The organism is Dokdonia sinensis (assembly GCF_003688895.1).
Lineage (GTDB): Bacteria > Bacteroidota > Bacteroidia > Flavobacteriales > Flavobacteriaceae > Dokdonia > Dokdonia sinensis.
Genome location: NZ_REFV01000009.1, coordinates 39,262 through 63,566 on the forward strand (window position 1 = coordinate 39,262; position 24,305 = coordinate 63,566).

The following is a 24,305-nucleotide window of genomic DNA, read 5'->3' on the forward strand; positions in this document are numbered from 1 at the left end:
ATGCCACATCTTTTTGTAACAATATGAATAGATGAAACACTAATGACTCGAAATAACCACAAGAGCAATGATTAAAAAATTTATAAGTCTGGAATGGAAATCCTTTATAAGGAGTGCTTCCTTTAAGACGAATCTCGCGCTTAAAATCCTGATGGGACTGGGAGCGTTATACTTCATATTCGTCTTTGCAGGGATGGGAATTGGCTTATTCTTTGGATTAGAAAAGGCTGGATTTGAGCCCTTATCTAAAATCAATCAGTTTTTGATTTACTTTTTTGTAGGCGATTTAGTGATTAGGTATTTTTTCCAAAAAATGCCTATTGTAAATATCAAGCCGCTGCTCTTGATGCCGTTTAAGAAAAGTAAGATTGTAAACTATGCACTTGGGAAAACGGCAGTATCCTTCTTTAACTGGATGTATGCATTTTTCTTTATTCCGTTTAGTATCATCTTGCTTGTACAAGGGTATAATCCATTAGGCGTTATCACTTGGCACCTTGGGATGCTGGCAATGATTTATATTAATAACTTTATTAATGTATTCTTGAATGATAAGACGGTATTTGTAGTGTTGCTGGGGCTAGTGTTTGCTGTTTTTGGAGGGTTACAATATTACGGTTATTTTGACCTGACCACCTTTACACAACCTTATTTTCAAGGACTCTATGAGAAACCGTGGATGCTTATTTTCCCGCTTATCGTACTGTTTGGGATCATAAAATATGCTTTTAGCTATTTCAACAGCAGGATGTATCTGGACGCAGGACTGGCAAAAAAAGAGAATATTGCGACGAATGAGAATCTGGACTGGTTGAACCGTTTTGGTAAGATTTCGGTGTTTTTAAAGAATGATATCAAACTTATTAAAAGAAACAAACGCTCTAAAACGACCGTTTTTATGAGTGTGCTGTTCTTGTTTTATGGACTATTGTTTTTTGGCAATGCTATCGAGGTTTACGACGGGCCTTTCTGGAGGATGTTTGCAGCGGTTTTTGTGACGGGAGGATTTTTGTTCAGCTTCGGGCAGTTTGTTCCTAGTTGGGATAGTGCCTACTATCCGCTTATGATGACACAGAATATTAAATACAAAGAATACTTGCAGTCTAAGTGGTGGCTTGTTGTTATCGCAACGGGAATTTCGACTGTAATTTGTTTGCCTTACTTGTATTTTGGATGGGAAACCTATCTAGCAATACTCGTGGGAGCTGTTTTTAATATGGGTGTGAATGCACACCTCGTATTACTAGGAGGAGCTTTTATAAAGACACCTATAGATTTAACGAGTGGCAAGAAAGCTTTTGGCGACAAGAGTTCGTTCAACATCAAGACGCTCCTTATTAGTCTACCTAAAATGCTAGGGCCTATGGCGCTGTATGCAATCGGGCATTTTACACTGGGACCTGTTTTTGGGTACGCACTCGTTGCAATTGCTGGATTGATAGGCTTTGCCTTTAGAGACAAGGTTTTTAATCAGATTATAAAAATTTATAAAAGCGAGAAGTACAAAACCATCGCTGCTTACAAACAAAACAACTAGATTATGATTACTATAGATAATTTATCAAAGACCTATAACGGAGTTACTGTTTTAAACTTGGAACATATTGAAATTCCTAAAGGGCAATCATTTGGTCTTGTGGGAAACAATGGTGCTGGTAAAACGACATTATTTAGTTGCTTGCTCGACTTGATACAACCTACCACCGGATTTATTCAAAATGGTGAGTATAAAGTACACGAGAACGAATCGTGGAAATCACATACAGCATCTTTTATAGATGAGTCTTTCCTCATAGGATATCTTACGCCAGAAGAATATTTCTATTTCATAGGGGATTTAAGAGGTCAAAATAAAGCAGACGTTGATGCATTGCTAGCGAGTTTTGAGGACTTCTTTAACGATGAGATTATTGGGAAAAGAAAATACTTGAGAGATTTATCGAAAGGAAATCAAAAGAAGGTAGGAATTGTGGCAACCTTGATTGGTAATCCAGAGGTTATCATTTTAGACGAGCCATTTGCAAACCTTGATCCGACAACACAAATTCGTTTAAAGGGAATTATAAAGAAAATGGCAACAGATCGTGACGTGACCGTTTTGGTGTCCAGTCACGACTTGCAACACGTAACAGAGGTTTGCGAGCGCATCGTAGTACTAGAAAAAGGAAATCAAATTAAAGATATTATGACTTCTCCTGAAACGCTTAAAGACTTAGAGCGCTACTTCTCTGGAGCAGAAGCGCAGGCAGCGCTGGAGGTAGAAGAATAACACGTGTAGACATAAAAAACGGCTATCTGTTAAGATAGCCGTAATATAAGTCCCCCAACTTATAGCGCAAAAGGATAACCCTTCTTTGCTTGCACAAATATAAGATGGGGTATATTATTGCAATAGGGGTAAATGCCCCCTTTTTTAAAATGTAGTACAAATCAATTTCTAGAAAAAGTATAGAAATATTATTAAAGTCTTTGTACACAGCCTTCCTGAAGCAATTCTAACACTCAAAACCACATTTTTTCAAAAAGAAACGTATTTTTACCAACTGCGATACTAAAAGCAGTATTTTACTGTTTTTATCCTAAATAGCAATCTGGTTTGAAACAATACGTACTTTATACCTTCATCGCCCTAGTCATCGGAGCATCTATAGCTGGGTGTTCTCGTAAAAAGGATACTTTTTTAAGTCGAAACTTTCACGCGGTAACCGCAGAGTACAATACGTTGTACAATGGTGATGTAGCGCTAGAAAAAGGTCTCGATGGGCTTGCCAACTCCTATCAGGATGATTATTGGGACGTGCTACCCGTGGAGCGTCTTGAGATTTTTGAAGATATTACAAAACCCGGAGAGAGCAAGAGCCCAGACTTTGACCGCGCAGAGGAAAAAGCAATTAAGGCGATACAACGCCACTCAATGAAAATAGATGGGGAAGAGAACAATCCTCAAATGGATGAAGCCTTCATTCTTTTAGGAAAATCCAGATATTACTCGCAGAGATTTATCCCAGCATTAGAGTCATTTAACTATATACTACAATTTTATCCTGCGAGCAATAATATTGCTCAAGCAAAAATCTGGAAGGAAAAAACAAATATTAGACTTAATAACAATGAGCTAGCTATAGATAACCTACGCAAACTTTTTAAGGTCGAAAAGAAACTATCAGACCAAGACCAAGCAGATGCTTATGCTATGCTAAGTCAAGCATTTTTAAATTTAGGACATAGCGACACAGCTTTAGCATACATCAAGGATGCCGCAAGACTCACTCGTAAAGTAGAGGAAGAAGGGAGATACAACTATATCAAAGGGCAACTTTATAACAAATTAGAATTTAAGGACAGTGCAAACCTCGCCTTTGATGAAGTTATTGACTTAAATCGTCGTATCCCGAGAAAGTACTGGATAAATGCCCAGATAGAAAAAATCAAGAACTTCGATTATGAGAATGGTGATGAACTTGCCCTCTTGGAGTGGATTGAAGAACTAGAACAAAATCGTGAGAACAGACCTTATTTAGATAAGCTTTACTACACCAAAGCAGAGTACTATATGAATGTAGGCCTGGAGGATAGTGCCATAGCGCTATACAACCGCTCACTACGTGCAAACGGGCAGGATGGTTACCTTATTTCTAGAGACTACCTTTCACTTGCAGAGTACAATTTTAATAATGCTGAGTATCAACTTGCAGGAGCATACTACGACAGCACATTATCTAGGCTCAAAAGTCGAACTCGTGAGTACAGAGGTATACGTAAGAAACGTGAGAACCTCACAGACGTTATCACTTATGAAACGCTTGCACAACGCAATGATAGTATTATGCGTATAGCCTCGATGACAGAAGATGAGCAGCGTGCTTTCTTTGAAAACTATATCAAGGAGCTGAAAGAACGTAGAAAGCAAGATTCTATACGCAAGTCCGAAATTATACGTAATAATGAGTTCTTTACTAAGGATAATGCAACGGCTGGAGCAAAAGGAACTAAGGGAGCAAAGGGGCGCACAAAAGGGACAGCTGGGACCAGCCAGATAGGAGAGTTCTTCTTTTATAACCCTACGGCCGTAGCATATGGAAAGCAAGACTTTCTAAGACGATGGGGTAAACGTGTAAATGAGGACAATTGGAGGCTCTCATCCAAACAACGTACAAAACTTGACGGAAGTGGCACCCCTGTAGACCTCGTAGCTCAGGCTGATTTTGAAAAAGACTTGAATGTAGACACATTTCTAGCAACCATTCCCACAGGAGAAAAATCTTTAGATAGTCTTAAGAGAGAACGCGATAATGCCTACTATCAATTAGGGATCATTTACAAAGAAAAATTTAAGGAGTATCCACGTTCGGCAGATAAGCTAGAGACTTTGTTAACCTTCGGTCCAGAAGAACGCTTGATATTACCTACGAAGTACAATCTGTATCAAGTGTATAAGGAGATGGACGCTTTCGCGAAAGCGGAATCCACAAAATCCGACATTACATCAAACTATGGAGATTCCCGATATGCAGCAATCCTGAACAATCCAGATGTAGCTCTAGAACAAGATGCCGAAAGTGCTGAAGCTATTTATAATAATCTCTATCGTGATTTTCAATCACAAAATTACGGTCCATTAATCTCAAAGCTAGATGACAACATCAATCGGTTTTACGGTGATCCATTTGTGCCAAAGTTTGAACTACTCAAAGCCACAGCCCTAGGAAGATATAAAGGATACGATGCTTACAAAGCCGCGCTTGAGTTTGTATACTTAACGTACCCACGTTCTGAAGAAGGAAAGAAGGCTCAATCCTTATTACAAACATCCATCCCTGCACTCGCTTCTAAAGATTTTGTGCCCGCTGCAGATTCTGTTAACTGGAAAGTAATTTATCCTTTTGATGCATCAAATAAGGAAGAAGCGCTTGCTGTACAAAAACGCATTAACGAAGCCATTGAAGAACTAGGGTTGACGAATTATGAAACGACTCTAGACAACTATAGCGAGGCACAAACATTTGTAGTAATACACTACTTAGAGTCACAATCTAAGGGAGGCGGTCTTGCAGAGTTACTGGCAACCAATAAAGATTATCGCATTACTAATCCGAGCCAAGTAATTTCTTCAGATAATTATAAAATCATACAGCTACATAAGAATCTAGACGAGTATACCGAGTAAACCATTTTTTTAAACCCCTAAACTATGTTTTCAGACAATAAAAAAGACAAAAGTCCCAACCTCACAAATAATCAGAACCGAATAAGCGAAGGTTCAAAAATTACGGGAGATATTGTTTCAGAAGGTGGTTTTCGCATAGACGGAGAGATTGTGGGAAATGTAAATACTCCCAACAAGGTTGTTATCGGTAGGTCCGGGTATGTTAAAGGCTCACTCGTGTGTAACGACGCAGATATCGAGGGTAAAGTAGAGGGAACTTTAACCGTAAGCAACCTGCTGTCGCTTAAAGCCGCCGCGCATATAGAAGGTGAAGTCACTGTAGGGAAACTGTCTGTTGAGCCAGGAGCTACATTTAATGCTTCTTGTGTGATGAAAGGAAGCGTAAAATCTTTAGAAAAAGATGCCACAAAACAAGGAGAACGCTCCGCTTAAAAACTGGGCAAAATTTTCTACCATTGCCATCCAGATGGGAGGCACTATATTTCTAGGAAATCTTCTTGGTTCTTGGCTAGATTCAAAATTTGAAAAAACGTATCTCGAGGGCGTTTGTACAATGCTCGCAGTTTTCCTTGCGATGTATATAGTCATTAAAGCGGTAATGCAACTTAATAAATAAGCATTGGTTAAAAAACTACTCTTATATATAGGTATAGCAATTGCATTGTTTCTGGCTACTTATAATCTTCATAAGTTTACCATAAACGCTCTCCACATAGTACATCCATTTAATCTGTATAATGTCTATGCATTTCAGGCAATAGCATCTTTAATTCTTGTTGTTTCCGTCGAATTACTCGCTTCACTTACAAATCAATATAAAGACCAACTTGGGTTTTTATATCTAGGTTCGATGGCAGTAAAGATTATGATGTTTTGTGTAATTTTTAGGGGTATACTGTTTTCAAGCGTTGTTTTGAGTAAGGCAGACAGTCTTTCATTGCTTATTCCCATCTTCATTTTTATCTTTTTTGAGGTCTTAGTAATTGTTAAAATACTGAACAGAAGCACAGATAATTGAAATAATTAAGTTTTGTATTTTATTTTCAAGAAAATGAGTACTTTTGCACAGAATTTTAGGCCACGTTATTTATTGAAAATATAGGAATGAAGGTAGCATCAAAATCAATTACGCTTTTTACTTTATTACTCGTTCTTTGCGTTCCTTTTTACGCTTTCGCGAAACCTGTGCTGAGCGCAGTTGAAGTAGCGGACTCTGGAAAAGATGGGCAAAAAGGTGACCCAGTAAATACTAAGGAAGAGATTGAAGAGTATATTCAGCATCACCTTAAGGATTCTCACGACTTTCATTTGTTTTCATATTTTTCAGACAATGGCGAGGAGCACCACGTAGGTTTTCCGCTTCCAGTAATGTTATGGGGAGAAAACGGATTTACCGCGTTTATGTCTTCTGCTTTTCATCACGATGATGAAGGAAAAGTAATTGTGGATAAGAACGGAAGTAAATTTGTGAGAAATCACGGTAAAATTTATGAGCTTGAGGCTGGAGCGACAGAAGTAAAGTTTGATGAACAGCACCACGCTACAAACGCTTCAACTCCTTTTGATTTGTCAATTACTAAAAGTGTTCTCGGTATTCTTATCGTAGGACTTTTAATGCTATGGTGGTTCTCAGGACTTGCCAGACAGTATAAAAAGAAACAAATCCCTACAGGTTTTGCTCGTGTACTTGAGCCACTCGTGGTGTATGTGCGTGACGAGATTGCAAAGCCTAACATTGGGGATCAGTACAGAAGATTTACAGGATATTTACTTACAGTATTCTTCTTTATCTGGATCTTGAACTTAATGGGGCTTATGCCATTTGGGTTTAATGTTACAGGACAGCTTGCAGTTACCGCGGCTTTAGCGATCATAACTCTAGTAGTTTATATATTTAGCGGGAACAAGCATTTCTGGGGTCACATCTTATGGATGCCCGGAGTACCTGTTTTAATAAGACCAGTTCTTGCGATTATAGAATTAGCAGGAACATTAGTAATTAAGCCATTCTCACTACTTGTGCGTCTCTTTGCAAATATATCCGCAGGTCACATCGTAGTAATGAGTTTGATCGCTATCGGGATTAGCTTCCAAGAGTCTATGAGTATTGTGGGATCTACCACTTTATCTATTGTATTATCATTTTTTATCACGCTTATCGAGGTGCTTGTAGCATTTCTTCAAGCCTATATTTTTACAATGCTCTCAGCATTATTTATCGGGATGGCGGTTGCAGATGATCACCACGATGAGGTATTGCACGATGAGCACGGTAACGTAATCGAAGACACCGAGGCGGTGCGCAGAGATTTCACCTAGAAGAGAATTTTATTTGTTTAATTATTATTTATACACACTATTATGTCTTTAGCATTAGTACAAGAAGTAACGCCTATGGTTCCTAACTTAGTTGGAGCTGGATTAATCGTTATTGGAGCTGGTATCGGTCTTGGTAAAATTGGTGGATCTGCAATGGAAGGTATTGCACGTCAGCCTGAGGCTACTAACAAGATCCAGACTGCGATGATTATTATCGCTGCACTTTTAGAAGGTCTTGCATTTGGTGCACTTTTCTTAGGAAAGTAATCCATTTCAAAACTAAAAACGCAACCTCCTGTAACGGTTGGTTACAGGAGCTGCGTTTTATCAATTAGACAAATTACAATTTACAGAACCACTTTAAGATGGACCAGTTATTAAATAATTTTTCGCTTGACTTGTTTGTAAAACAGACAATTCTTTTCCTACTGCTTATTTTTCTCATGGTAAAATTTGCTTGGAAACCTATTATGAATGCTCTTAATGAGCGTGAAGAAGGAATTCAAGGGGCTTTAGATGCTGCAGAGAATGCTAAAAAAGAAATGGCAAATCTTCAGGCAGATAACCAGAAGCTTCTTACAGAAGCACGTGCAGAGCGTGAGGCAATGCTTAAAGATGCTCGTGATATCAAAAATAAGATGATCGAAGATGCTAAGGGAGAAGCTCAAGCAGAAGCAGATAAAATGGTTGCACAAGCACAAGCAGCGATTGAGGCAGAGCGCAAGAGCGCCATTGCAGATCTTAAGAGTCAAGTAGCTTCACTATCTGTAGAGATTGCAGAGAAGGTGGTTAAAAGCGAACTTTCAGACAAGCAAAAGCAATTGAGCCTAGTAGAAGATATGCTAGGGAAAGCGACTTTAAATTAAGAATTTAAGTTGATTAATGAGATATCTGCTTTTGCAGATATGACAAAATCACTCGCTCGCGCGGGCAATTAATATGAGTAGAGCAGCAATACGATACGCAAAAGCAATTCTGGATCTTGCAAAAGATAAAGGAAGTGTGGATGCTGTTTTAAGTGATATGAACTCTGTTACAGCTACACTAGAAGGAAGTAAAGAACTTCGTGATGCGCTTAACAGTCCTATCATTAAAGCAACTGATAAAAAAGCAATTCTTAGACAGGTTTTTGGACAGAGTACTCCAGAGACTTTAGGTCTTGTAGACGTTCTTGTAGACAATAGTAGAGCAGATCTTTTAGGAGGTGTAGCAGCTAGTTTTATTACAGAGTATAATAAAGCAAATAACATCAAGGCTGCCACGGTTACCACCGCAGTTCCGCTCACAGCAGAGTTGGAAGCAAAAGTACTTGCAAAAGTGACTGAACTCACGGGAAGCACAAAAGTGACGCTTACAAATGAGGTAGATGAGACCATCATTGGTGGGTTCATCCTCCGTGTGGGAGATACGCAGTACAATGCAAGTATCGCTAGCCAGTTAGGCAAATTAAAAAGAGAATTTTCAAATAGTTTATAATAGTCCTGGAGACTAAATCGCACCCTGAGCGAAGTCGAAGGGTAAATTATTAAATCAGAATAAAATGGCAGAAGTTAAACCAGCAGAAGTTTCAGCAATTTTAAAGAAACAACTTTCAGGTTTTGAAGCAACAGCTTCACTTGACGAAGTAGGAACAGTACTTACCGTAGGTGACGGTATTGCACGTGTTTACGGACTTGCAAATGCACAGTACGGAGAGCTTGTAGAGTTCGAAAGTGGTCTTGAAGCTATCGTTTTGAACCTAGAGGAGGACAATGTAGGTGTCGTACTTTTAGGAGCGTCAAAGGATATTAAAGAAGGTGACACCGTAAAACGTACACAGCGTATTGCTTCTATTAAGGTAGGAGAAGGTATCGTAGGTCGTGTGGTAAACACCCTAGGTTTTCCTATAGACGGGAAAGGTCCTATCACTGGTGAAACTTATGATATGCCACTAGAGCGTAAAGCACCAGGTGTTGTTTTCCGTGAGCCGGTAACGGAGCCGTTACAAACGGGAATCAAATCTATCGATGCGATGATCCCAGTAGGTAGAGGACAGCGTGAGCTTGTAATCGGTGACCGTCAGACTGGAAAGTCTACCGTGTGTATCGATACCATTCTTAACCAAAAAGAATTTTACGATGCTGGTGAGCCAGTATATTGTATATACGTCGCTATAGGTCAAAAAGCATCTACGGTTGCACTTATTGCAAACGTACTTGAGGAGGCTGGAGCACTTGCTTACACAACTATTGTAGCAGCAAACGCATCTGACCCTGCAGCGATGCAGGTATATGCACCATTTGCTGGAGCAGCAATCGGAGAGTTTTTCCGTGATACAGGTCGTCCTGCATTAATTGTATATGATGATCTTTCTAAGCAAGCAGTTGCTTACCGTGAGATATCGCTTCTACTTCGTCGTCCACCGGGACGTGAGGCATATCCTGGAGATGTATTCTTCTTACACTCAAGACTACTTGAGCGTGCTGCAAAGGTGATTAATGATGATACCATTGCTGCAAATATGAATGATCTTCCAGATAGCCTTAAACCGCTAGTAAAAGGTGGAGGATCACTTACAGCACTTCCTATCATTGAGACACAAGCTGGAGACGTATCTGCTTATATTCCTACAAACGTAATTTCGATTACAGATGGACAGATTTTCCTAGATGGAGATTTATTTAACTCTGGGGTTCGTCCTGCGATTAACGTAGGTATCTCGGTATCTCGTGTAGGAGGTAACGCTCAGATTAAGTCTATGAAGAAGGTATCAGGTACTTTAAAACTGGATCAAGCAGCTTTCCGTGAACTGGAGGCTTTTGCAAAGTTTGGGTCCGACCTCGATGCAGCGACATTAAACGTGATTGAAAAAGGAAAACGTAACGTAGAAATACTAAAGCAAGCAGAGAACACACCATTTACGGTAGAGGACCAGATTGCCATTATCTATGCAGGTTCTAAGAACTTACTACGTAATGTACCTATAGATAAGATCAAGGAGTTTGAGACAGAATACCTTGAGTTCTTAAATGCAAAGCATAGGGATGTTCTTGACACGTTAAAAGCTGGAAAGCTTACGGATGAAGTAACAGACACACTTGCAGCGGTCGTAAAAGATCTTTCTGCAAAGTATAACTAGTGGTATTTCGCTTTCGCGAAATAAGTTATGAGTTCAGAGTTATGAGTGCGGAGTTAGTTAGAGAGCACTTCTGTTTTGAGACTAATAAATAAAGTAAAATGGCATTTGGCGAAAGTCCTATTCGAATAAAGAGTTTCGCTTTTGCCTGTGAGATTGTTCATTATTGTGATACGTTAAAAAATAATCGCGATTATGAATTAGCCTCCCAATTATTAAGAAGCGGAACGAGTATTGGAGCCAATACTAGAGAAGCACAAAGAGGAGTCAGTAAAAAAGACTTCAAAAATAAATTTGGAATTGCTCTAAAAGAAGCAGACGAAACAAAGTATTGGTTAGAAATACTTCAAGCGACTGGAAGAGACGTGCCGGATGGAATGATGCATAAGTGTGAAGAGTTAATACGAATTTTAGTATCAATCACTAAAAACTCTTAACTCCGCACTCCGCACTCTTAACTCCGCACTTAATATTCAACATTATTAAGAATGGCCAATTTAAAGGAAATTAGAAACAGAATCACCTCCGTATCTTCTACGATGCAGATTACAAGTGCCATGAAAATGGTATCTGCTGCAAAGTTGAAGAAAGCGCAGGATGCCATTACGGCAATGCGACCATATTCTGATAAGCTTACCGAGCTTTTACAGAACTTGAGCGCAACCATTGATTCTGATGGAGGAAGTAAACTTGCAGAGGATCGTGAAGTGAAGAAAGTACTCATTGTAGCTATTTCTTCTAACAGAGGTCTTGCTGGAGCATTTAACTCAAACATCGTAAAAGCTGCAAAGCATTTAACTGAAAATAAATATGCGGGTAAAGACGTAAGTTTTCTTACGTTAGGTAAGAAGGCAAATGATATCTTAAGAAAGACGCATACGGTGTTGGCAAATAATAATGAGATTTTTGATGAATTAACATTTGAAAATGTCTCTACTATCGCCGAAGATTTAATGCATCGTTTCGAAGAAGGTCAGTACGACCGTATCGATATTATGTATAATAAGTTTAAAAATGCTGCCACTCAAATTGTAACTACAGAGCAGTATTTACCTATTGTTGCTACTGCACAAGAAGAAAATGTGAGTACGGTAGATTATGTTTTCGAACCCTCTAAGGAAGATATTGTAGAGGGATTAATTCCTAAAGCATTAAAGACACAACTTTTTAAAGGCATAAGAGACTCTGTAGCCTCAGAACACGGAGCTCGTATGACCGCAATGCACAAAGCAACAGATAACGCTACAGAGCTTAGAGATGCGCTTAAGTTGCAATACAACAAAGCACGTCAAGCCGCAATTACAAACGAAATCCTAGAGATCGTAGGTGGGGCAGAGGCGCTAAATAACTAAACAGACGCCGCCTTTCAGCTACGCTCAGGGCTCGCTCAATATCAAATAAAAAATCCCTTCCTTATTAGGTTGGGATTTTTTATTTTCAATCAAGGCTTGAATTGAGGCTTTAATATTTTGGTCGGGCTTTTCAAAGAAGCACCGATCAATCATCATAATACCGTATTAAGAACTCCGAACAAAAGGCTAAAGCCTGAGGCGATCTTACCAAACTTAATCAAAGGCTTTTCATTCTTCGCTCTAAACCTCATGCCAGAAACTTTGCATTTTTAGATTTAGTAATATCGGGGCAAACTCTAATTATGCTATCATTGAGTCTAAACTCAAAAGCGACCTTGTTCTTGTAAGCACCCGCTTGACCAGCGTTTGTAAAAAAATCAAAAATTACAAATAATGCGCTTGTAAGTCCATCTGTTTTTTCCTCTTGAAAATGTACTTCCTTAATATTCTCGTAAGAGTATTTCTGAAGTTTTTCTTTTGAACGTGCATCAGAAACTACAAATGTCTCCTCCTTAAGTTCAATGGAAAACAGCAGTTTTTCTCTGAGTATGTATTTCTTTAACTAATAAACTTCACCACATCCTTAGCAAAATAACTAGCAATCACCTGCGCACCGGCGCGCTTGATTGCGGTGACTTGTTCCATCATTACCGCATCGTGATCTAGCCATCCTTTCTCAGCTGCAGCTTTGAGCATTGCGTATTCGCCGCTTACTTGATAGACGGCGATAGGGACATTTACAGTCTCTCGTAAATCTCGTACGATATCTAAGTAACACAGGCCTGGTTTTACCATCACAATATCTGCGCCTTCTTCGATGTCCATAAGAGTTTCTTTAATGGCTTCGTCACGGTTTGCAAAGTCCATCTGGTATGTTTTTTTGTCTTTTGGGATATCTTTTAAGTCAACAGGCGCGCTATCCAACGCATCACGGAAAGGGCCGTAAAACGAACTCGCATACTTTGCACTGTAACTCATAATACCAGTATTATAAAAACCTTCATCTTCTAGTAGCGTACGCATCTCAAAAATACGTCCGTCCATCATATCACTAGGGGCGAGAAAATCGGCGCCGGCGCGGGCGTGGCTAAGACCCATCTCTGCTAGTACCGCGGTGGTGTCATCGTTTACAATCTCGCCGTTGCCTACAATGCCGTCGTGACCAAAGGACGAATAAGGATCTAGCGCCACATCTGTCATCACCAACATTTCTGGGCAGGCATCTTTTACCGTTTTGATGGCGCGTTGCATTAAGCCATCTGCGTTTAAAGCCTCGGTGCCCGAGTTGTCTTTCAGGTTATCGGGAACTTTTACAAACAGCAATACCGCTTTTAATCCCATCGCCCAGAGTTCTTTCACTTCTTTGGCAAGCAGGTCCAGACTAAAACGATAATAGTCAGGCATTGAGTCTATTTCTTCTTTTATGCCCTTTCCTTCCACCACAAAAAGTGGGACGAGAAAATCATTCGGCGTGATGTAGGTTTCCCGTACGAGTGAGCGTATGGCTTCTGAGGAGCGGAGTCTGCGGTTTCTTATGAGCATTTTTATTAGTTTAGGTGTGTATGAGTTTAGGTGTTTAAGAGGTTTTTTATTGTTCCGGAGGTTTCGATACATCCCGACCTGTAGTCGGGACACTCAACCACCTTTGATAGTCCTGTTGTTTTTACTGTACAAAGGTGGTTGAGTGATTTATGTTGAAGCGACAGCGCAAACATAAATTGTATCGAAACTACCGATTCTAGATAAAAACACTCAACCACCTTAGATAGTTCTGTTATTTTTACTGTACAAAGGTGGTTGAGTGATTTATGTTGAAGCGATAGCGCAAACATAAATCGTATCGAAACTACCGACTCTAAATGAAATCATTCAATCACCTTAAATTGTTATATAAATTAACTCACAATGGTGGTTCAGTGATTCACGCACCCTGAGCGAGCCGAAGTATACGTGACTTGTATCGAAACCTCCAGAATGAAATTAATCAAATACCTTGTATCTCGTACTTCTAACTTTGTACCTTTCTGCGCAAATTTACCAATTTAAACACCGTCTCCCATTGCTCAAAGAAGCCTTTCACTTTATCTATCCGTGGCGTACATATCAAGAGCGGTTTCTTAAAGATTTTGGTGATCACGTAGCAGACGACCATTTGCACGTGGTGGCACCTCCAGGATCTGGTAAAACGGTGCTCGGGCTGGAGATGATGCGCCGTGTAGACACCAAAACACTTGTACTCGCACCCACGCTTACCATACAGAATCAATGGGAAGAGCGTATGTTTGAGTGTTTTGTTTCGGAAGAGGGATGTACAGTTCCGCTTTCGCGTAATATCAAAAAGCCTGCACACATTACCTTTGCGACGTATCAGTCTTTACACGCTTTCGCGAAAAATGAAATGCAAGGCGATATGGGGCTTCTTTTGGACTTTTTCGCGAAAGCGGATATCAAACACATCATCCTAGACGAAGCGCACCACCTGAAAAACGAATGGTGGAAACCGCTTTTTGCCCTCAAAAAATTGGAGGATTGTACGCTCACCGCCCTCACGGCCACGCCACCCTACGACAGCGAGCAAAGCGAAATCGCAAAATACTTCCAACTCTGCGGGCCCATAGACATCGAGATAAGCGTGCCGGAGTTGATCAAGGAAGGCAATCTGTGCGCGCATCAAGACTACATCTATTTTTCTGAGCCAGACGAGGCGCAAGTGCAGTATATCCTAGAATACCGGATGAAGGTGATGGGATTTTTAAATGATTTGGTGGCAAATGAGGCTTTTGGCGATTTTGTGTTCAATCACAATCTGTATGCGCTGGCCGATGGAAAATTGGACTCCATTTATGAAAATCCAGATTTATATATCGCGATCCTGGTGTATCTAAACGCCCGCGGTCACGCTATTCCAGAAAGTAGGTACGAATTATTGGGCGCCGATCCAAAAACGATAAAACTACCCACATTCACCCAAGAATGGGCCAAAAAATTACTCCAACCACTTCTCGTAAACGACCGAGAGGAATATTTGGAAAACGAAGCGTTGTTGCTGGATATAGATAAGCAACTACGCCGTGTGGGTGCTTTTGATAAAAAGCGCGTGGATTTTAAAGGACAAAAGGAGTTGTATCGTTCCCTCGCCCAAAGCCCGAATAAACTCAAAAGCATTCAGGAAATCATCAATTTTGAATCGGCTCAAATGGGCGCGGGCTTGCGAGCGGTGGTGCTTACGGATTACATACGAAAGGAGTTTTTGGAAAGTGGGAATGACGACCTCTCAACTATAAATAAGCTGGGCGTGGTGCCTATTTTCCATCACTTACGGCAGTCGCTAGAGCAACATCCCGAGCGCTGGCAGGGGAAGAACAAGTTGGAGAAGTTGGCAGTACTTTCTGGTTCGCTAGTGATTATCCACCAAACGCTGGAAGCTAAAATTACCCAAGCCCTCGCCTCAGAAGATTATACGCTGGCGCCTTTGGCGGGTACCCAATTTACCATCATTAAACCCAGAGAAAGTGCCAAAAATCAAATCGTAAGCGTGATGACTGCCATGTTTACAGCGGGTCATATCGAAGTGCTGGTAGGCACGGCATCGCTTCTGGGCGAGGGTTGGGATGCGCCCGCCATAAATACGCTGGTGCTTGCCTCGTATGTGAGTTCTTTTGTGATGTCTAACCAGATGCGCGGGCGGGCGATACGCATACAGCCGGGCAATGCAGAGAAGGTGGCAAACGTCTGGCATCTCACCTGTATCGACCCGACCGTGGACGGTGGTGGGGAAGATATAGAAAAACTGAAGCGCAGGTTTGATGCCTTTTGCGGGGTTTCGCTCGAGAGCGAACCGTTTATAGAGAATGGAGCCACTCGTTTTGGCTTGCCCACGGGGAAATACCACAAAGAAACGCTCAACAAAAAGATGCTCACGCAAGCCTCACAGCGAGAAACCATAAAATCTCGCTGGGAAACGGCCATCACAACTGGGAAACTCCTCGTGCGCGAGGTAAAACTCGACTTGCACCCCAAAGACCGAAAATCCCACACTAAAAAAGTGTACCACACAGATGCGGTAAAAAGCACCTTACTCCAAATAGGTGCGTTTATTACGATTACGGTTCCTGAGATTTTGGTGAACAATGCGGGCGTGTATTTCTCGCGCGGGATGCAATACTTTCTGTATGCCATTACCTCCAGTATTGCCCTCTTGCTCCTTCCCAAAACTTACAAGGCCTTCGTGCGCTACCTCAAGTACGGTCGTGTGGATAAGCAGGTGGATCGTATGGCGCAGGCCGTGCTCAAGACCCTGCGGGAGCGACTCCTCATCACTACCCAAGTACAGTATCTCAAGCTGGGCGTGGAATACCTACCCGATGGTGAGGTCGCTTGCTTCCTCACGGGAGCCACCGCCAAAGAAGAAATTCTTTTTACCACCTGCCTGCAGGAAGTACTGGCACCTATAGACAACCCCCGCTATATCATCGAGCAGTCCGGCTGGTTCCAGCGGAAATTTGGTTTTGCTAACTATTATGCGGTGCCTTCCCTATTTACCGGAAATAAAAAGGATGCGACGCTATTTTATAAGTACTGGCACATCTACGTGGGCAAGAGCACCCTCACGTTTACCCGCTCCCGCGACGGCCGTAAGGAATTGCTCAAGGCGCGTTTTCATTATTTGAATATGGAAGGTGGATTGAAGGTGGAGGGGAGTGCTATATGGAGGTAGGTTATTAGATTTCTTTACGCTTTCGCGAAAATTCTAGGTGGGTTTTTGAATGGGATCAGGGAAAGTAATCAGGTTAAACTGGGGTTATTCCGTTGTTATATTTCTTGTTAGGGGCAAGCTTACCGCAACATTCTTTCGGCACGAGCTAAAATATGGTCAAAAGTCATTATTGTCAAGTTATGATAATTTGAATTAAGTATTCTAAAACTTTTTTTCTTTTCAGTATTCCAATCATCAGAACGTCCAAAAATTAGCACACATCGAGGTTTTATCGTTCTAACGCCATCAACTTTTTCTAAAAATTTTACGCTATCAGACTCACGTTCAACTTCATATATATATTTTGACGCTTGTGTAATTGCTTTTACTAAATCTTGATGTGGGACATAATTTTCGTGGTCTTTGCTTTTAGACCAAAACCTCAAAGCGCCATCAGGTCTTTTGATTTCTACAATATCCAAAAAGCCGTCATAAGCCTCCATAAGAAAGTCCGAAATATTTTCTGTATCTATGGTACGTTCATCAAGCATTCTAACATAATCGGTGCCTAAAACCCAATCATTTTCTTCAAACCATTTTTGCCAATCGTGTTCGGTCAAATCATTCCTTAACATTTCTTCAAACTTCTCAACAGCGCGGATTTTAGTCAATTGATTGAAAGCGACAAATAACTCATCGGGAATAATATCGTGCCCAAGGACGAAATCAATTAATTTTTGCTTTTCTGGATTGCCAAAGAATGCTTGTAAATGTTCAATATTTCCAGCTTCAAATTGTTCATCAAGAGGTATGAATTTTTGAACTCCTTGTTGAAATGGTTCGTATTTATTTTCTATAAACTCTACTAATGCTTCAAATTCTGCGCCCTTGAGGGTTAATTCACTTTTAGGTTTAGGATTTTCAAGTGTCTCACGAGTAAAGTTGAAAGGACCTTTTTTCTTTTTATAACGACCTATCTTTACTGCAACTTCATCATTTTCAGCGTGACGATGCTTTATCATCCAGAGTATCGCACGTGTTACTGTTAATGGTGTTTCGTGTAAAACTGCATTTAAATAATCAATTCCACCTTTGCTGGTTTTAACTTCTTTCAAAATTATTTTTTTTTAGCTTATCCTTCACGGTTCTCTTTATAAAACGGAGCCTGTAAAAAGACTCTAATTTTTCAGATTAACACAAGACTAGACTTCTATATTTTGTTTCTAGCTTATCATTCTTGATAACGCAATTAAAAATTTAGTGCGCTCAATAGATGAGCAAAAACTCTTGGAAAGCTATTAATATTCAAACTTTATACAAGTTGTTAGCCACCGTATTTATTTCGATTGTGTTGCTTTATATCCTACACTTGTTAATTCTCCTTCTTTATCGAATAGTTCCATATTCAGGTTTTTATCAATTCGATAAAATTCTCCGTCTTTACTTCCTTTGACGTAATAATCGGAACCTTTCTTAATAAGATTTTCGGTTTTTTTATCAAGGTTATTTTTAATTATAACTCCAATATATTCATTTCCTTTTTTATATATCTCGTAAGGATAACTTTCGTTGACAATAGAATTTGAGATTGTCCATTTTCCAAACAATTCATAATCCGTTTTCAGTTTGCTGTAACTTGAAATCTCTGAAGAAGTTGGCTTTTCGTCCACAATTGGTTTGTCCGAAATTGCATCGCTAAAAATTTTGTTGAAAGTTTTGGTAACTTCTGTTTCTTTTCCTTTCGAGCTAACATAAGCCATTCCCAATTGTTCTAATTCTCCAATTAAAACACCTTTCTTTAGTAATAGTTTTGATTCGGGATTTTGCTTAATCTCTCTAACTTTCTCAAGCCATTCGCTATATTTTCCGCCTTTCCCAAATCCGATTTTTTTAAAGTCCGCATCGTTTTTAAATTCGCTTAATTCTCCGTACAAACTTTTAAATTCGGCAAATGCTTTTTCGATTTTTTCGGTTTCGTTAATCTTTGCGACTTTCTCGATTTTAATTGGTTCTTCTTTTTCTGTTTCCGTTTTACACGCAGTTAGTGAGAAGATAATAATGACTATAAATAATAATGTTCTGTTCATAGATGATGGTCGTTTCGTAATTGTGGGTAACCTATTATATAATAACTTTTATCGTCGATACCCCGTAAAGATAACCAACCCACCCCCCCAAAACTTTACGGGAATCCTCATTTAGAGTAAATTAAACTCTGCTCAACCCATTTTTCCCTAAATTACTACACCAAAAAACTGTAATTATAAAAATGAAACCCCTGAAACCCATCATCCTACTAATAACCCTACTAGCCGTCTCAGCCTGCCAATGGACCTTTAACCCCAACGGCCCACCACCCAAAAACTATCCTTTTTATATCACCACAGAACCCATCACGGTAAAAAATATAACCGTTCCCGTGGGCACAAGACTAGAGTATAAAGAGCACTTTTTTAGAGAAGGAAGGCAGGATAAAATAATGTCAGCAAGTAAGCTCACCACTCTGGAATTTCCCGAGGAACCAGCGTTTTATTGGGGAGGTGTGCCTGTGGCTTCTATTTATGAATTCTATAATACAGAAATGAGCGGGTTTACGGTGGTGGCTAACTTTGAGAATTTTGATGCTATCGATAAAACGAGGTTTTCTCAGCTCTGGGAAAGCTGTGACACAGATCTGGGTATTACAGTAAGAGATAGGGATGATTGGTCATTCAACACTACAAACATTCTGGACGTGGAGAGTTGTAGCGTGCTATATCAACGCTATTTTAAAGAAGATGTTGAACAGCAACGGTTTTTGGATAGCCTTTATACGGAGCTTTTGAAAGTTGGCGGGAAGTAAATAGATATTTTAAGCGTAATGAAATCTACACTTTGCAATTAGAATCTCTCCCTCGCGATATTTATAAATTAGACGGTGCTCGCTATCGATGCGCCTAGACCAAAATCCAGCATATTTGTGCTTTAGAGGTTCGGGTTTTCCGAGTCCGTCAAAGGGATTTCTAGCAATATCTTTAAGGAGTTCGTTTATCTTTTTCAGCTTCTTTTTGTCTGTTTTTTGCCAGTACAAGTAGTCTTCCCAAGATTCATCTACAAATGTGTATTTCATACTAGCTCTCTAACAACTCTTTGCTAAAGGACTTTCCGTTATTCAGTTTTTCTATCGCCGAGTCTAGTCGCAATTCGTTTTTTCGAGAGGACAACTCGTGATTGGTCGCCATCAGGGAGTTGTATTCTTCCAGCGACATCACAACAATCCCCGAGTCCTTCCCACGATTGATGATAAGCGTCTCTACGTTTTGAACAACCTTGTCTAAATAGGATTTTATATCCTTCCTAAAATCTGAAACGGTGGCAATAAGCATAATGATGTATTTTTTATTGTACAAATATATGTACAAAAAATGAAATAACACTCTTGTTTAAGAAACCCACTCCTTCGGCTCTTTCAGCACTTCGATGAGTCGTTCTTCTTCACTACCCGCGACCGGATGATGGTCATATTTCCATTGCACCACAGGTGGTAAACTCATCAAGATACTTTCAATACGGCCGTTGGTTTTAAGACCAAAAAGCGTTCCCTTGTCGTGCACGAGGTTAAACTCAACGTACCTACCGCGACGGACTTCTTGCCAGTCTTTTTCTGTTTTCGCGAAAGCGGTATCCTTCCTACGCTCTACAATAGGCACGTACGCATTGAGGAAGCTGTCGCCCACCTCAGTCACAAAATTGTACCAATCTTGCATAGACATTTCATCTGTAGCTTTACAGTAGTCAAAAAAGAGTCCACCCACACCACGTCCTTCCCCACGGTGCGGGTTGTAAAAATACTCGTCACATCGTGCCTTGTATTTAGGGTAAAACTCGGGATTATGTGCATCGCAAGCCGTCTTGCAAACCGTATGAAAATGAGTCGCATCTTCATCATACAAATAATAAGGCGTCAAATCCTGCCCACCGCCAAACCATTGATCCACAATCTTCCCGTCCTTGTCGTACATCTCAAAATAACGCCAGTTTGCGTGTACCGTAGGCACCATCGGGCTTTTGGGGTGTAAGACCAGCGACAATCCGCAGGCAAAGAAATTGGAATCCTTCACTCCAAAATATTTCTGCATCGCTTCTGGGAGTTCGCCGTGTACTTGGGAGGTATTTACACCTCCTTTTTCAAAAATGTTACCATTTTCAATCACCCGTGTACGACCACCACCGCCTTCGGGACGTTTCCAATTGTCTTCTTGGAATTTGGCCTTACCGTCTATTGCTTCGAGTTTTGAAGTGATGGTGTCTTGTAAGTTCAATATGTATGTAACGAATTGTTCTTTCATTTTCATTTTGTTAGTTTCATTCAGACCTACAAGGAGCCCGCCGTTGGCGGGGACACCTCGCAGGTCGGGGCCTGTGCTATCTTGGACCTGCGAGGTTTTGCCGGAGTAGCGCGTAGCGATACGAAGGTAACCTTGTAGGTCTGAATCAACCGCAACTACCAATCCACCCCTTCTTCATCTCTAAAATTAGCCTGCCGTAAATGCACAAATTTAAAGTTTTCTAAATCATCAAAATAGCTGATGGTTTCTTCTTTGTCCAAAGCAATTGGCGAACTCAGCAACGGTTCAATACAAAAGCGATATGAGGAAAATTTGAAATTTGCAAAGTCAGGAGTTACTCCGTGGTTCAATGGATTACGGTGAATGTAAATAATCAGATTTCGTAGATACGCTTCGCTCGTAATCTTCTTACGACGGAAGTGCTTTTCGAATAAACTTCCTGTTCGGTTGAAACGTTTGTTATATGCTTTCGCGTAAGCATTAAAAAGATTTGAGAATTTTTGAGTGGCGGTATGCTCTTCCGTATCGATTTTAAGTAGAAAATGATAGTGGTTATCGATCAGGCAGTAAGCGAGAATGGAAACGGCTTGGTCTAAATGTTTTGCTGCCAGCGAGAGGAAATATCTTTTGTTTTCATCGTTTCTAAAGATAACTTCGCTATCATTACCCCGATTGTATATGTGGTAGTAGAGGTCTTTTTCGAGCATTTCTAGCTTCATATGTTTTAAATTTCATTCAGACCTACAAGGAGATTTTTGTCCCAAAAATAACACCTCGCAGGTCAAGGCTTGGGCTATCTTGGACCTGCGAGGTTTCGCCGGAGTAGCGCAGAGCGATACGAAGGTAACTTTGTAGGTCTGGTTGAGACTAGCTATTTTTCAATGGTGTCAAAATTATTAATCAGTCTTTTTCATACAGACTTACAAGGAGGTTCTCGTACCTCGAATAACAACTCGCAGATCGCGCTTTCAAATGGCTTCTTACGTCAGACAGCACCTTTCAGGTCGCGCTTCCCTTCCCGTAACATTTTCTCCTCATCCAGCAACCTTACCGTTTGCACCGTTGCTGCCGTTACCGAAACTGGTAACACAAGAATAATCCCAACTATAGGAATGAGCAAAAACAGCATAAACACCATCCCATTCCCTATCGCCTGTCCTTTATTTTTCTTTACAAAATCAACGCTCTGCCTGTACTTATAATGGCGCTCCAGCGTGTAATCCATATTACCAAAACCAGCATAATAAGCCTGGGTTAAAAACAGTAGAACCGTTGCCACAATACTTCCTAAAAAGGGAATCAAATTGAGTAAAAGTATGGGTAGTGTAAGTAAAAGCTCAAAGGCAAGATTGCGCACGTTTATGCGAATACCGCGAACCAACTGCTCGGTATTGCTCGTTTCTCTGTGGGTGTGATTTTCACCTTTGAGGTATTTTTCTATTTTTTCAGAAACGGGGCTCATAAACGGAGCACTAAACGCCATAATAATGTGTTTGTAAAGTATAAGACCTACAGCAATAATAAGTAACGCACTAAATATTTGAGCAATCGTATCAAAGGTCTGCGCACCCCATTCCCAAGGCCAGATACGCGCAATCCAATGCCCTAGATTATCTGAAAATCCCCAAGCAGAAAGACCAATGGTTACCGCAGTTACAAAACTAATCACCATCGGGATGGCAAAGTATTTCCACAAGCCAAGCTTTGAAATCAAGCCAAATGACTGACCGTAAGTTTTAAGTCCGTTTAGAATACCTTTTATCATATTAATCTTCTATATGAACGAGAACACCATTGTCCTCTTTTAATTGTTCTTTTTGAGTACGCTTTACTTCGGCCACGCTCAGCACGTGTCGCGAAAGCGGAACCATCTTAAGCAATTGACCCACCAGAAAGTCCTCGCTTTCCTTGGGAAACTCCGCAATTAAATCCCTACCTACGCGATTGTTGTGCAAATCCATCGCCCGTGCCAAATCTGAATTAGGCGAGAAATCCTCGTGCCAATCCGTAATCGTTTTTGCCCAAGCCAGCGACTTATCCAGCGGAAGATTTTTATCGAGACTACGCCTAACAATCAAAACATTCCAAAGCGCGTGTCGAAAGGCATTTTCAGGCCCATTTTTGTGATGTTTCTTGCCATACAATTCATCACAAGTCGCAACCGTTTTACGCGTGCCCCTAATTGTAGGCATCACAAACCGAAGGTGCCGAATACACAGCCAAAACAAGCTCCACAGCTGTCTAAAATCCATAGACCTGAGGACAGCGCGTATTTTCATTAGGCCTTATATTCCTTAACCGCCTCTATAAACGCTCCTGCATTTTCTATCGGGATATTGGGCAGGATACCGTGACCTAGATTCACGATATATTTATCTTTCCCAAAAGCATTAATCATCTCGTGCACCATTCTTTTGATTTCGCTCGGGGGCGAAAACAATCGAGTCGGGTCAAAATTACCCTGCAACGTGATTCTACTTCCAGTAAGCGCACGTGCAGTTTCTGGCGAGCACGTCCAGTCCACCCCAAGCGCAGAAGCTCCAGACTTAGACATTTCGTCCAGCGCAAACCAGCACCCTTTGCCAAAAGCAATCACAGGACTCTCATCCTTGAGCGCATCAATAATCTGCTGGATGTATTGCCACGAAAACTCTTGATAATCTACAGGCGATAACATCCCACCCCAGCTGTCAAAAACTTGCACCGCATTTACACCAGCAGCTACTTTCTTTTTGAGGTAGGCAATGGTCGTATCCGTAATTTTTTGAAGTAAAGCGTGCGCCGCGAGGGGTTGCGTGAAGCAAAACTCTTTAGCCTTATCAAAGTTTTTAGAACCCTGCCCTTGCACACAATAGCAAAGTATGGTCCAAGGTGAACCCGCAAACCCAATCAACGGAATCTCATCATTGAGTTTTTCCTTCGTCATCTTGATAGCGTCCATTACATAACCTAAGGTCTCATCGATGTCCGGAACAATCACCTGCTCTACATCCTTTGCCGACCGAATAGGATTAGGCAACCAAGGTCCAAGCCCTGGTTTCATCTCCACCTCAATATTCATCGCCTGCGGAATCACCAAAATATCCGAAAATAAGATGGCCGCATCCATCCCATATCTTCTTATGGGTTGTACGGTGATTTCACTCGCAAGTTCTGGAGTTTGACAACGAGTAAAGAAATCATATTTGGCTTTGATCTCCATAAATTCAGGAAGATATCTCCCCGCCTGTCGCATCATCCATACGGGTGGACGGTCTACATTTTCTCCTTTGAGTGCTCTTAAGAATAGGTCGTTTTTTATCATAACTTGGCTGTTGGGTATTAGCTT

Annotated in this window: 25 protein-coding genes; 15 read left to right on the top strand and 10 right to left on the bottom strand. The window is 40.7% G+C overall.

Annotated features, from left to right (window positions below; genetic code table 11):
* Positions 1-67: 67 nt before the first annotated feature.
* From EAX61_RS10140 to atpG, 13 genes are all read left to right on the top strand, one after another.
* Positions 68-1,537: a DUF5687 family protein gene (locus EAX61_RS10140; protein ID WP_121917582.1), complete on the top strand. Its 1,470-nt coding sequence runs from the start codon at positions 68-70 to the stop codon at positions 1,535-1,537.
* A gap of 3 nt (positions 1,538-1,540) precedes the next feature.
* On the top strand, positions 1,541-2,269 hold the full coding sequence (locus EAX61_RS10145) for an ABC transporter ATP-binding protein (RefSeq protein WP_121917583.1): 729 nt from the start codon (positions 1,541-1,543) through the stop codon (positions 2,267-2,269).
* A 327-nt stretch (positions 2,270-2,596) separates the two neighbouring features.
* On the top strand, positions 2,597-5,167 hold the full coding sequence (porW, locus tag EAX61_RS10150; protein ID WP_236642023.1) for a type IX secretion system periplasmic lipoprotein PorW/SprE: 2,571 nt from the start codon (positions 2,597-2,599) through the stop codon (positions 5,165-5,167).
* Positions 5,168-5,191: 24 nt separating this feature from the next.
* A complete protein-coding gene (locus tag EAX61_RS10155) occupies positions 5,192-5,599 on the top strand; it encodes a bactofilin family protein (protein ID WP_121917584.1) in 408 nt (135 codons plus the stop codon).
* Positions 5,568-5,783 (top strand): AtpZ/AtpI family protein, encoded by a 216-nt coding sequence (locus EAX61_RS10160; protein WP_121917585.1) that lies wholly within the window; start codon positions 5,568-5,570, stop codon positions 5,781-5,783. The genes EAX61_RS10155 and EAX61_RS10160 overlap by 32 nt, the downstream gene beginning before the upstream one ends.
* 3 nt (positions 5,784-5,786) lie before the next feature.
* A complete protein-coding gene (locus EAX61_RS10165; RefSeq protein WP_121917586.1) occupies positions 5,787-6,185 on the top strand; it encodes a DUF6168 family protein in 399 nt (132 codons plus the stop codon).
* An 86-nt stretch (positions 6,186-6,271) separates the two neighbouring features.
* Positions 6,272-7,486 (top strand): F0F1 ATP synthase subunit A, encoded by a 1,215-nt coding sequence (gene atpB / locus EAX61_RS10170; protein ID WP_121917587.1) that lies wholly within the window; start codon positions 6,272-6,274, stop codon positions 7,484-7,486.
* A 42-nt stretch (positions 7,487-7,528) separates the two neighbouring features.
* Positions 7,529-7,753: an ATP synthase F0 subunit C gene (gene atpE / locus EAX61_RS10175; RefSeq protein WP_283806744.1), complete on the top strand. Its 225-nt coding sequence runs from the start codon at positions 7,529-7,531 to the stop codon at positions 7,751-7,753.
* A gap of 98 nt (positions 7,754-7,851) precedes the next feature.
* The gene (locus EAX61_RS10180) at positions 7,852-8,352 is read left to right on the top strand and encodes a F0F1 ATP synthase subunit B (protein WP_121917588.1); all 501 of its coding nucleotides are present in this window, start codon (positions 7,852-7,854) and stop codon (positions 8,350-8,352) included.
* A 73-nt stretch (positions 8,353-8,425) separates the two neighbouring features.
* Positions 8,426-8,962, top strand: coding sequence for an ATP synthase F1 subunit delta (gene atpH, locus EAX61_RS10185; protein WP_121917589.1), 537 nt, complete (start codon positions 8,426-8,428; stop codon positions 8,960-8,962).
* 64 nt (positions 8,963-9,026) lie between these two features.
* Positions 9,027-10,604, top strand: coding sequence for a F0F1 ATP synthase subunit alpha (gene atpA, locus EAX61_RS10190; protein WP_121917590.1), 1,578 nt, complete (start codon positions 9,027-9,029; stop codon positions 10,602-10,604).
* Positions 10,605-10,702: 98 nt separating this feature from the next.
* Complete coding sequence (locus EAX61_RS10195) at positions 10,703-11,038, top strand: four helix bundle protein (protein WP_121917591.1); 336 nt, start codon at positions 10,703-10,705, stop codon at positions 11,036-11,038.
* 51 nt (positions 11,039-11,089) lie between these two features.
* Positions 11,090-11,953 carry an ATP synthase F1 subunit gamma gene (gene atpG / locus EAX61_RS10200; protein ID WP_121917592.1) on the top strand — a complete coding sequence of 288 codons (864 nt, stop codon included), beginning with the start codon at positions 11,090-11,092 and terminating at the stop codon, positions 11,951-11,953.
* Positions 11,954-12,511: 558 nt separating this feature from the next.
* Here atpG and hemB read toward each other — a convergent pair.
* Positions 12,512-13,501, bottom strand: coding sequence for a porphobilinogen synthase (gene hemB / locus EAX61_RS10205; RefSeq protein WP_121917660.1), 990 nt, complete (start codon positions 13,499-13,501; stop codon positions 12,512-12,514).
* A 511-nt stretch (positions 13,502-14,012) separates the two neighbouring features.
* On the opposite strand from hemB, the gene EAX61_RS10210 reads away from it, so the two are divergent.
* Positions 14,013-16,670, top strand: a complete 2,658-nt coding sequence (locus EAX61_RS10210) for a DEAD/DEAH box helicase family protein (protein WP_121917661.1) — start codon at positions 14,013-14,015, stop codon at positions 16,668-16,670.
* Between the two features lie 119 nt (positions 16,671-16,789).
* Here EAX61_RS10210 and EAX61_RS10215 read toward each other — a convergent pair whose 3' ends face one another.
* Both EAX61_RS10215 and EAX61_RS10220 read right to left on the bottom strand, forming a co-directional pair.
* Positions 16,790-17,764, bottom strand: a complete 975-nt coding sequence (locus EAX61_RS10215; RefSeq protein WP_201739445.1) for a Shedu immune nuclease family protein — start codon at positions 17,762-17,764, stop codon at positions 16,790-16,792.
* Between the two features lie 222 nt (positions 17,765-17,986).
* Positions 17,987-18,736: a hypothetical protein gene (locus EAX61_RS10220; protein WP_121917593.1), complete on the bottom strand. Its 750-nt coding sequence runs from the start codon at positions 18,734-18,736 to the stop codon at positions 17,987-17,989.
* Between the two features lie 182 nt (positions 18,737-18,918).
* Here EAX61_RS10220 and EAX61_RS10225 point away from each other — a divergent pair, with 182 nt between their 5' ends.
* Positions 18,919-19,491, top strand: coding sequence for a hypothetical protein (locus EAX61_RS10225; protein ID WP_121917594.1), 573 nt, complete (start codon positions 18,919-18,921; stop codon positions 19,489-19,491).
* A 9-nt stretch (positions 19,492-19,500) separates the two neighbouring features.
* Here the strand turns inward: EAX61_RS10225 and EAX61_RS10230 are convergent, their stop codons facing one another.
* The 7 genes from EAX61_RS10230 to hemE form a co-directional block, all read right to left on the bottom strand.
* Entirely contained in the window at positions 19,501-19,758 is a 258-nt protein-coding gene (locus tag EAX61_RS10230; protein ID WP_121917595.1) for a Txe/YoeB family addiction module toxin, read from the bottom strand.
* Between the two features lies 1 nt (position 19,759).
* On the bottom strand, positions 19,760-20,014 hold the full coding sequence (locus EAX61_RS10235; protein ID WP_121917596.1) for a type II toxin-antitoxin system Phd/YefM family antitoxin: 255 nt from the start codon (positions 20,012-20,014) through the stop codon (positions 19,760-19,762).
* A 57-nt stretch (positions 20,015-20,071) separates the two neighbouring features.
* Complete coding sequence (hemF, locus tag EAX61_RS10240) at positions 20,072-20,977, bottom strand: oxygen-dependent coproporphyrinogen oxidase (RefSeq protein WP_121917663.1); 906 nt, start codon at positions 20,975-20,977, stop codon at positions 20,072-20,074.
* A gap of 155 nt (positions 20,978-21,132) precedes the next feature.
* The gene (locus EAX61_RS10245) at positions 21,133-21,696 is read right to left on the bottom strand and encodes a transposase (RefSeq protein ID WP_121917597.1); all 564 of its coding nucleotides are present in this window, start codon (positions 21,694-21,696) and stop codon (positions 21,133-21,135) included.
* Positions 21,697-21,962: 266 nt separating this feature from the next.
* A complete protein-coding gene (locus EAX61_RS10250) occupies positions 21,963-22,742 on the bottom strand; it encodes an EI24 domain-containing protein (protein ID WP_121917598.1) in 780 nt (259 codons plus the stop codon).
* Position 22,743: 1 nt separating this feature from the next.
* Positions 22,744-23,256, bottom strand: coding sequence for a DUF6973 domain-containing protein (locus EAX61_RS10255; protein ID WP_121917599.1), 513 nt, complete (start codon positions 23,254-23,256; stop codon positions 22,744-22,746).
* The gene (gene hemE, locus EAX61_RS10260) at positions 23,256-24,281 is read right to left on the bottom strand and encodes a uroporphyrinogen decarboxylase (RefSeq protein WP_121917600.1); all 1,026 of its coding nucleotides are present in this window, start codon (positions 24,279-24,281) and stop codon (positions 23,256-23,258) included. Before hemE ends, EAX61_RS10255 begins: the two co-directional genes overlap by 1 nt.
* Positions 24,282-24,305 lie beyond the last annotated feature (24 nt).

Coding starts and splice junctions, on each gene's coding strand:
- EAX61_RS10180 (WP_121917588.1), top strand. CDS start 7,852: ATGGACCAGTTATTAAATAATTTTTCGCTTGACTTGTTTGTAAAACAG.
- EAX61_RS10255 (WP_121917599.1), bottom strand. CDS start 23,256: ATGAAAATACGCGCTGTCCTCAGGTCTATGGATTTTAGACAGCTGTGG.
- EAX61_RS10220 (WP_121917593.1), bottom strand. CDS start 18,736: ATGAACAGAACATTATTATTTATAGTCATTATTATCTTCTCACTAACT.
- EAX61_RS10235 (WP_121917596.1), bottom strand. CDS start 20,014: ATGCTTATTGCCACCGTTTCAGATTTTAGGAAGGATATAAAATCCTAT.
- EAX61_RS10195 (WP_121917591.1), top strand. CDS start 10,703: ATGGCATTTGGCGAAAGTCCTATTCGAATAAAGAGTTTCGCTTTTGCC.
- atpB (WP_121917587.1), top strand. CDS start 6,272: ATGAAGGTAGCATCAAAATCAATTACGCTTTTTACTTTATTACTCGTT.
- EAX61_RS10140 (WP_121917582.1), top strand. CDS start 68: ATGATTAAAAAATTTATAAGTCTGGAATGGAAATCCTTTATAAGGAGT.
- EAX61_RS10245 (WP_121917597.1), bottom strand. CDS start 21,696: ATGAAGCTAGAAATGCTCGAAAAAGACCTCTACTACCACATATACAAT.
- EAX61_RS10230 (WP_121917595.1), bottom strand. CDS start 19,758: ATGAAATACACATTTGTAGATGAATCTTGGGAAGACTACTTGTACTGG.
- EAX61_RS10160 (WP_121917585.1), top strand. CDS start 5,568: ATGCCACAAAACAAGGAGAACGCTCCGCTTAAAAACTGGGCAAAATTT.
- atpA (WP_121917590.1), top strand. CDS start 9,027: ATGGCAGAAGTTAAACCAGCAGAAGTTTCAGCAATTTTAAAGAAACAA.
- EAX61_RS10250 (WP_121917598.1), bottom strand. CDS start 22,742: ATGATAAAAGGTATTCTAAACGGACTTAAAACTTACGGTCAGTCATTT.
- EAX61_RS10225 (WP_121917594.1), top strand. CDS start 18,919: ATGAAACCCCTGAAACCCATCATCCTACTAATAACCCTACTAGCCGTC.
- atpH (WP_121917589.1), top strand. CDS start 8,426: ATGAGTAGAGCAGCAATACGATACGCAAAAGCAATTCTGGATCTTGCA.
- hemF (WP_121917663.1), bottom strand. CDS start 20,977: ATGAAAGAACAATTCGTTACATACATATTGAACTTACAAGACACCATC.
- atpG (WP_121917592.1), top strand. CDS start 11,090: ATGGCCAATTTAAAGGAAATTAGAAACAGAATCACCTCCGTATCTTCT.
- hemE (WP_121917600.1), bottom strand. CDS start 24,281: ATGATAAAAAACGACCTATTCTTAAGAGCACTCAAAGGAGAAAATGTA.
- EAX61_RS10155 (WP_121917584.1), top strand. CDS start 5,192: ATGTTTTCAGACAATAAAAAAGACAAAAGTCCCAACCTCACAAATAAT.
- atpE (WP_283806744.1), top strand. CDS start 7,529: ATGTCTTTAGCATTAGTACAAGAAGTAACGCCTATGGTTCCTAACTTA.
- EAX61_RS10145 (WP_121917583.1), top strand. CDS start 1,541: ATGATTACTATAGATAATTTATCAAAGACCTATAACGGAGTTACTGTT.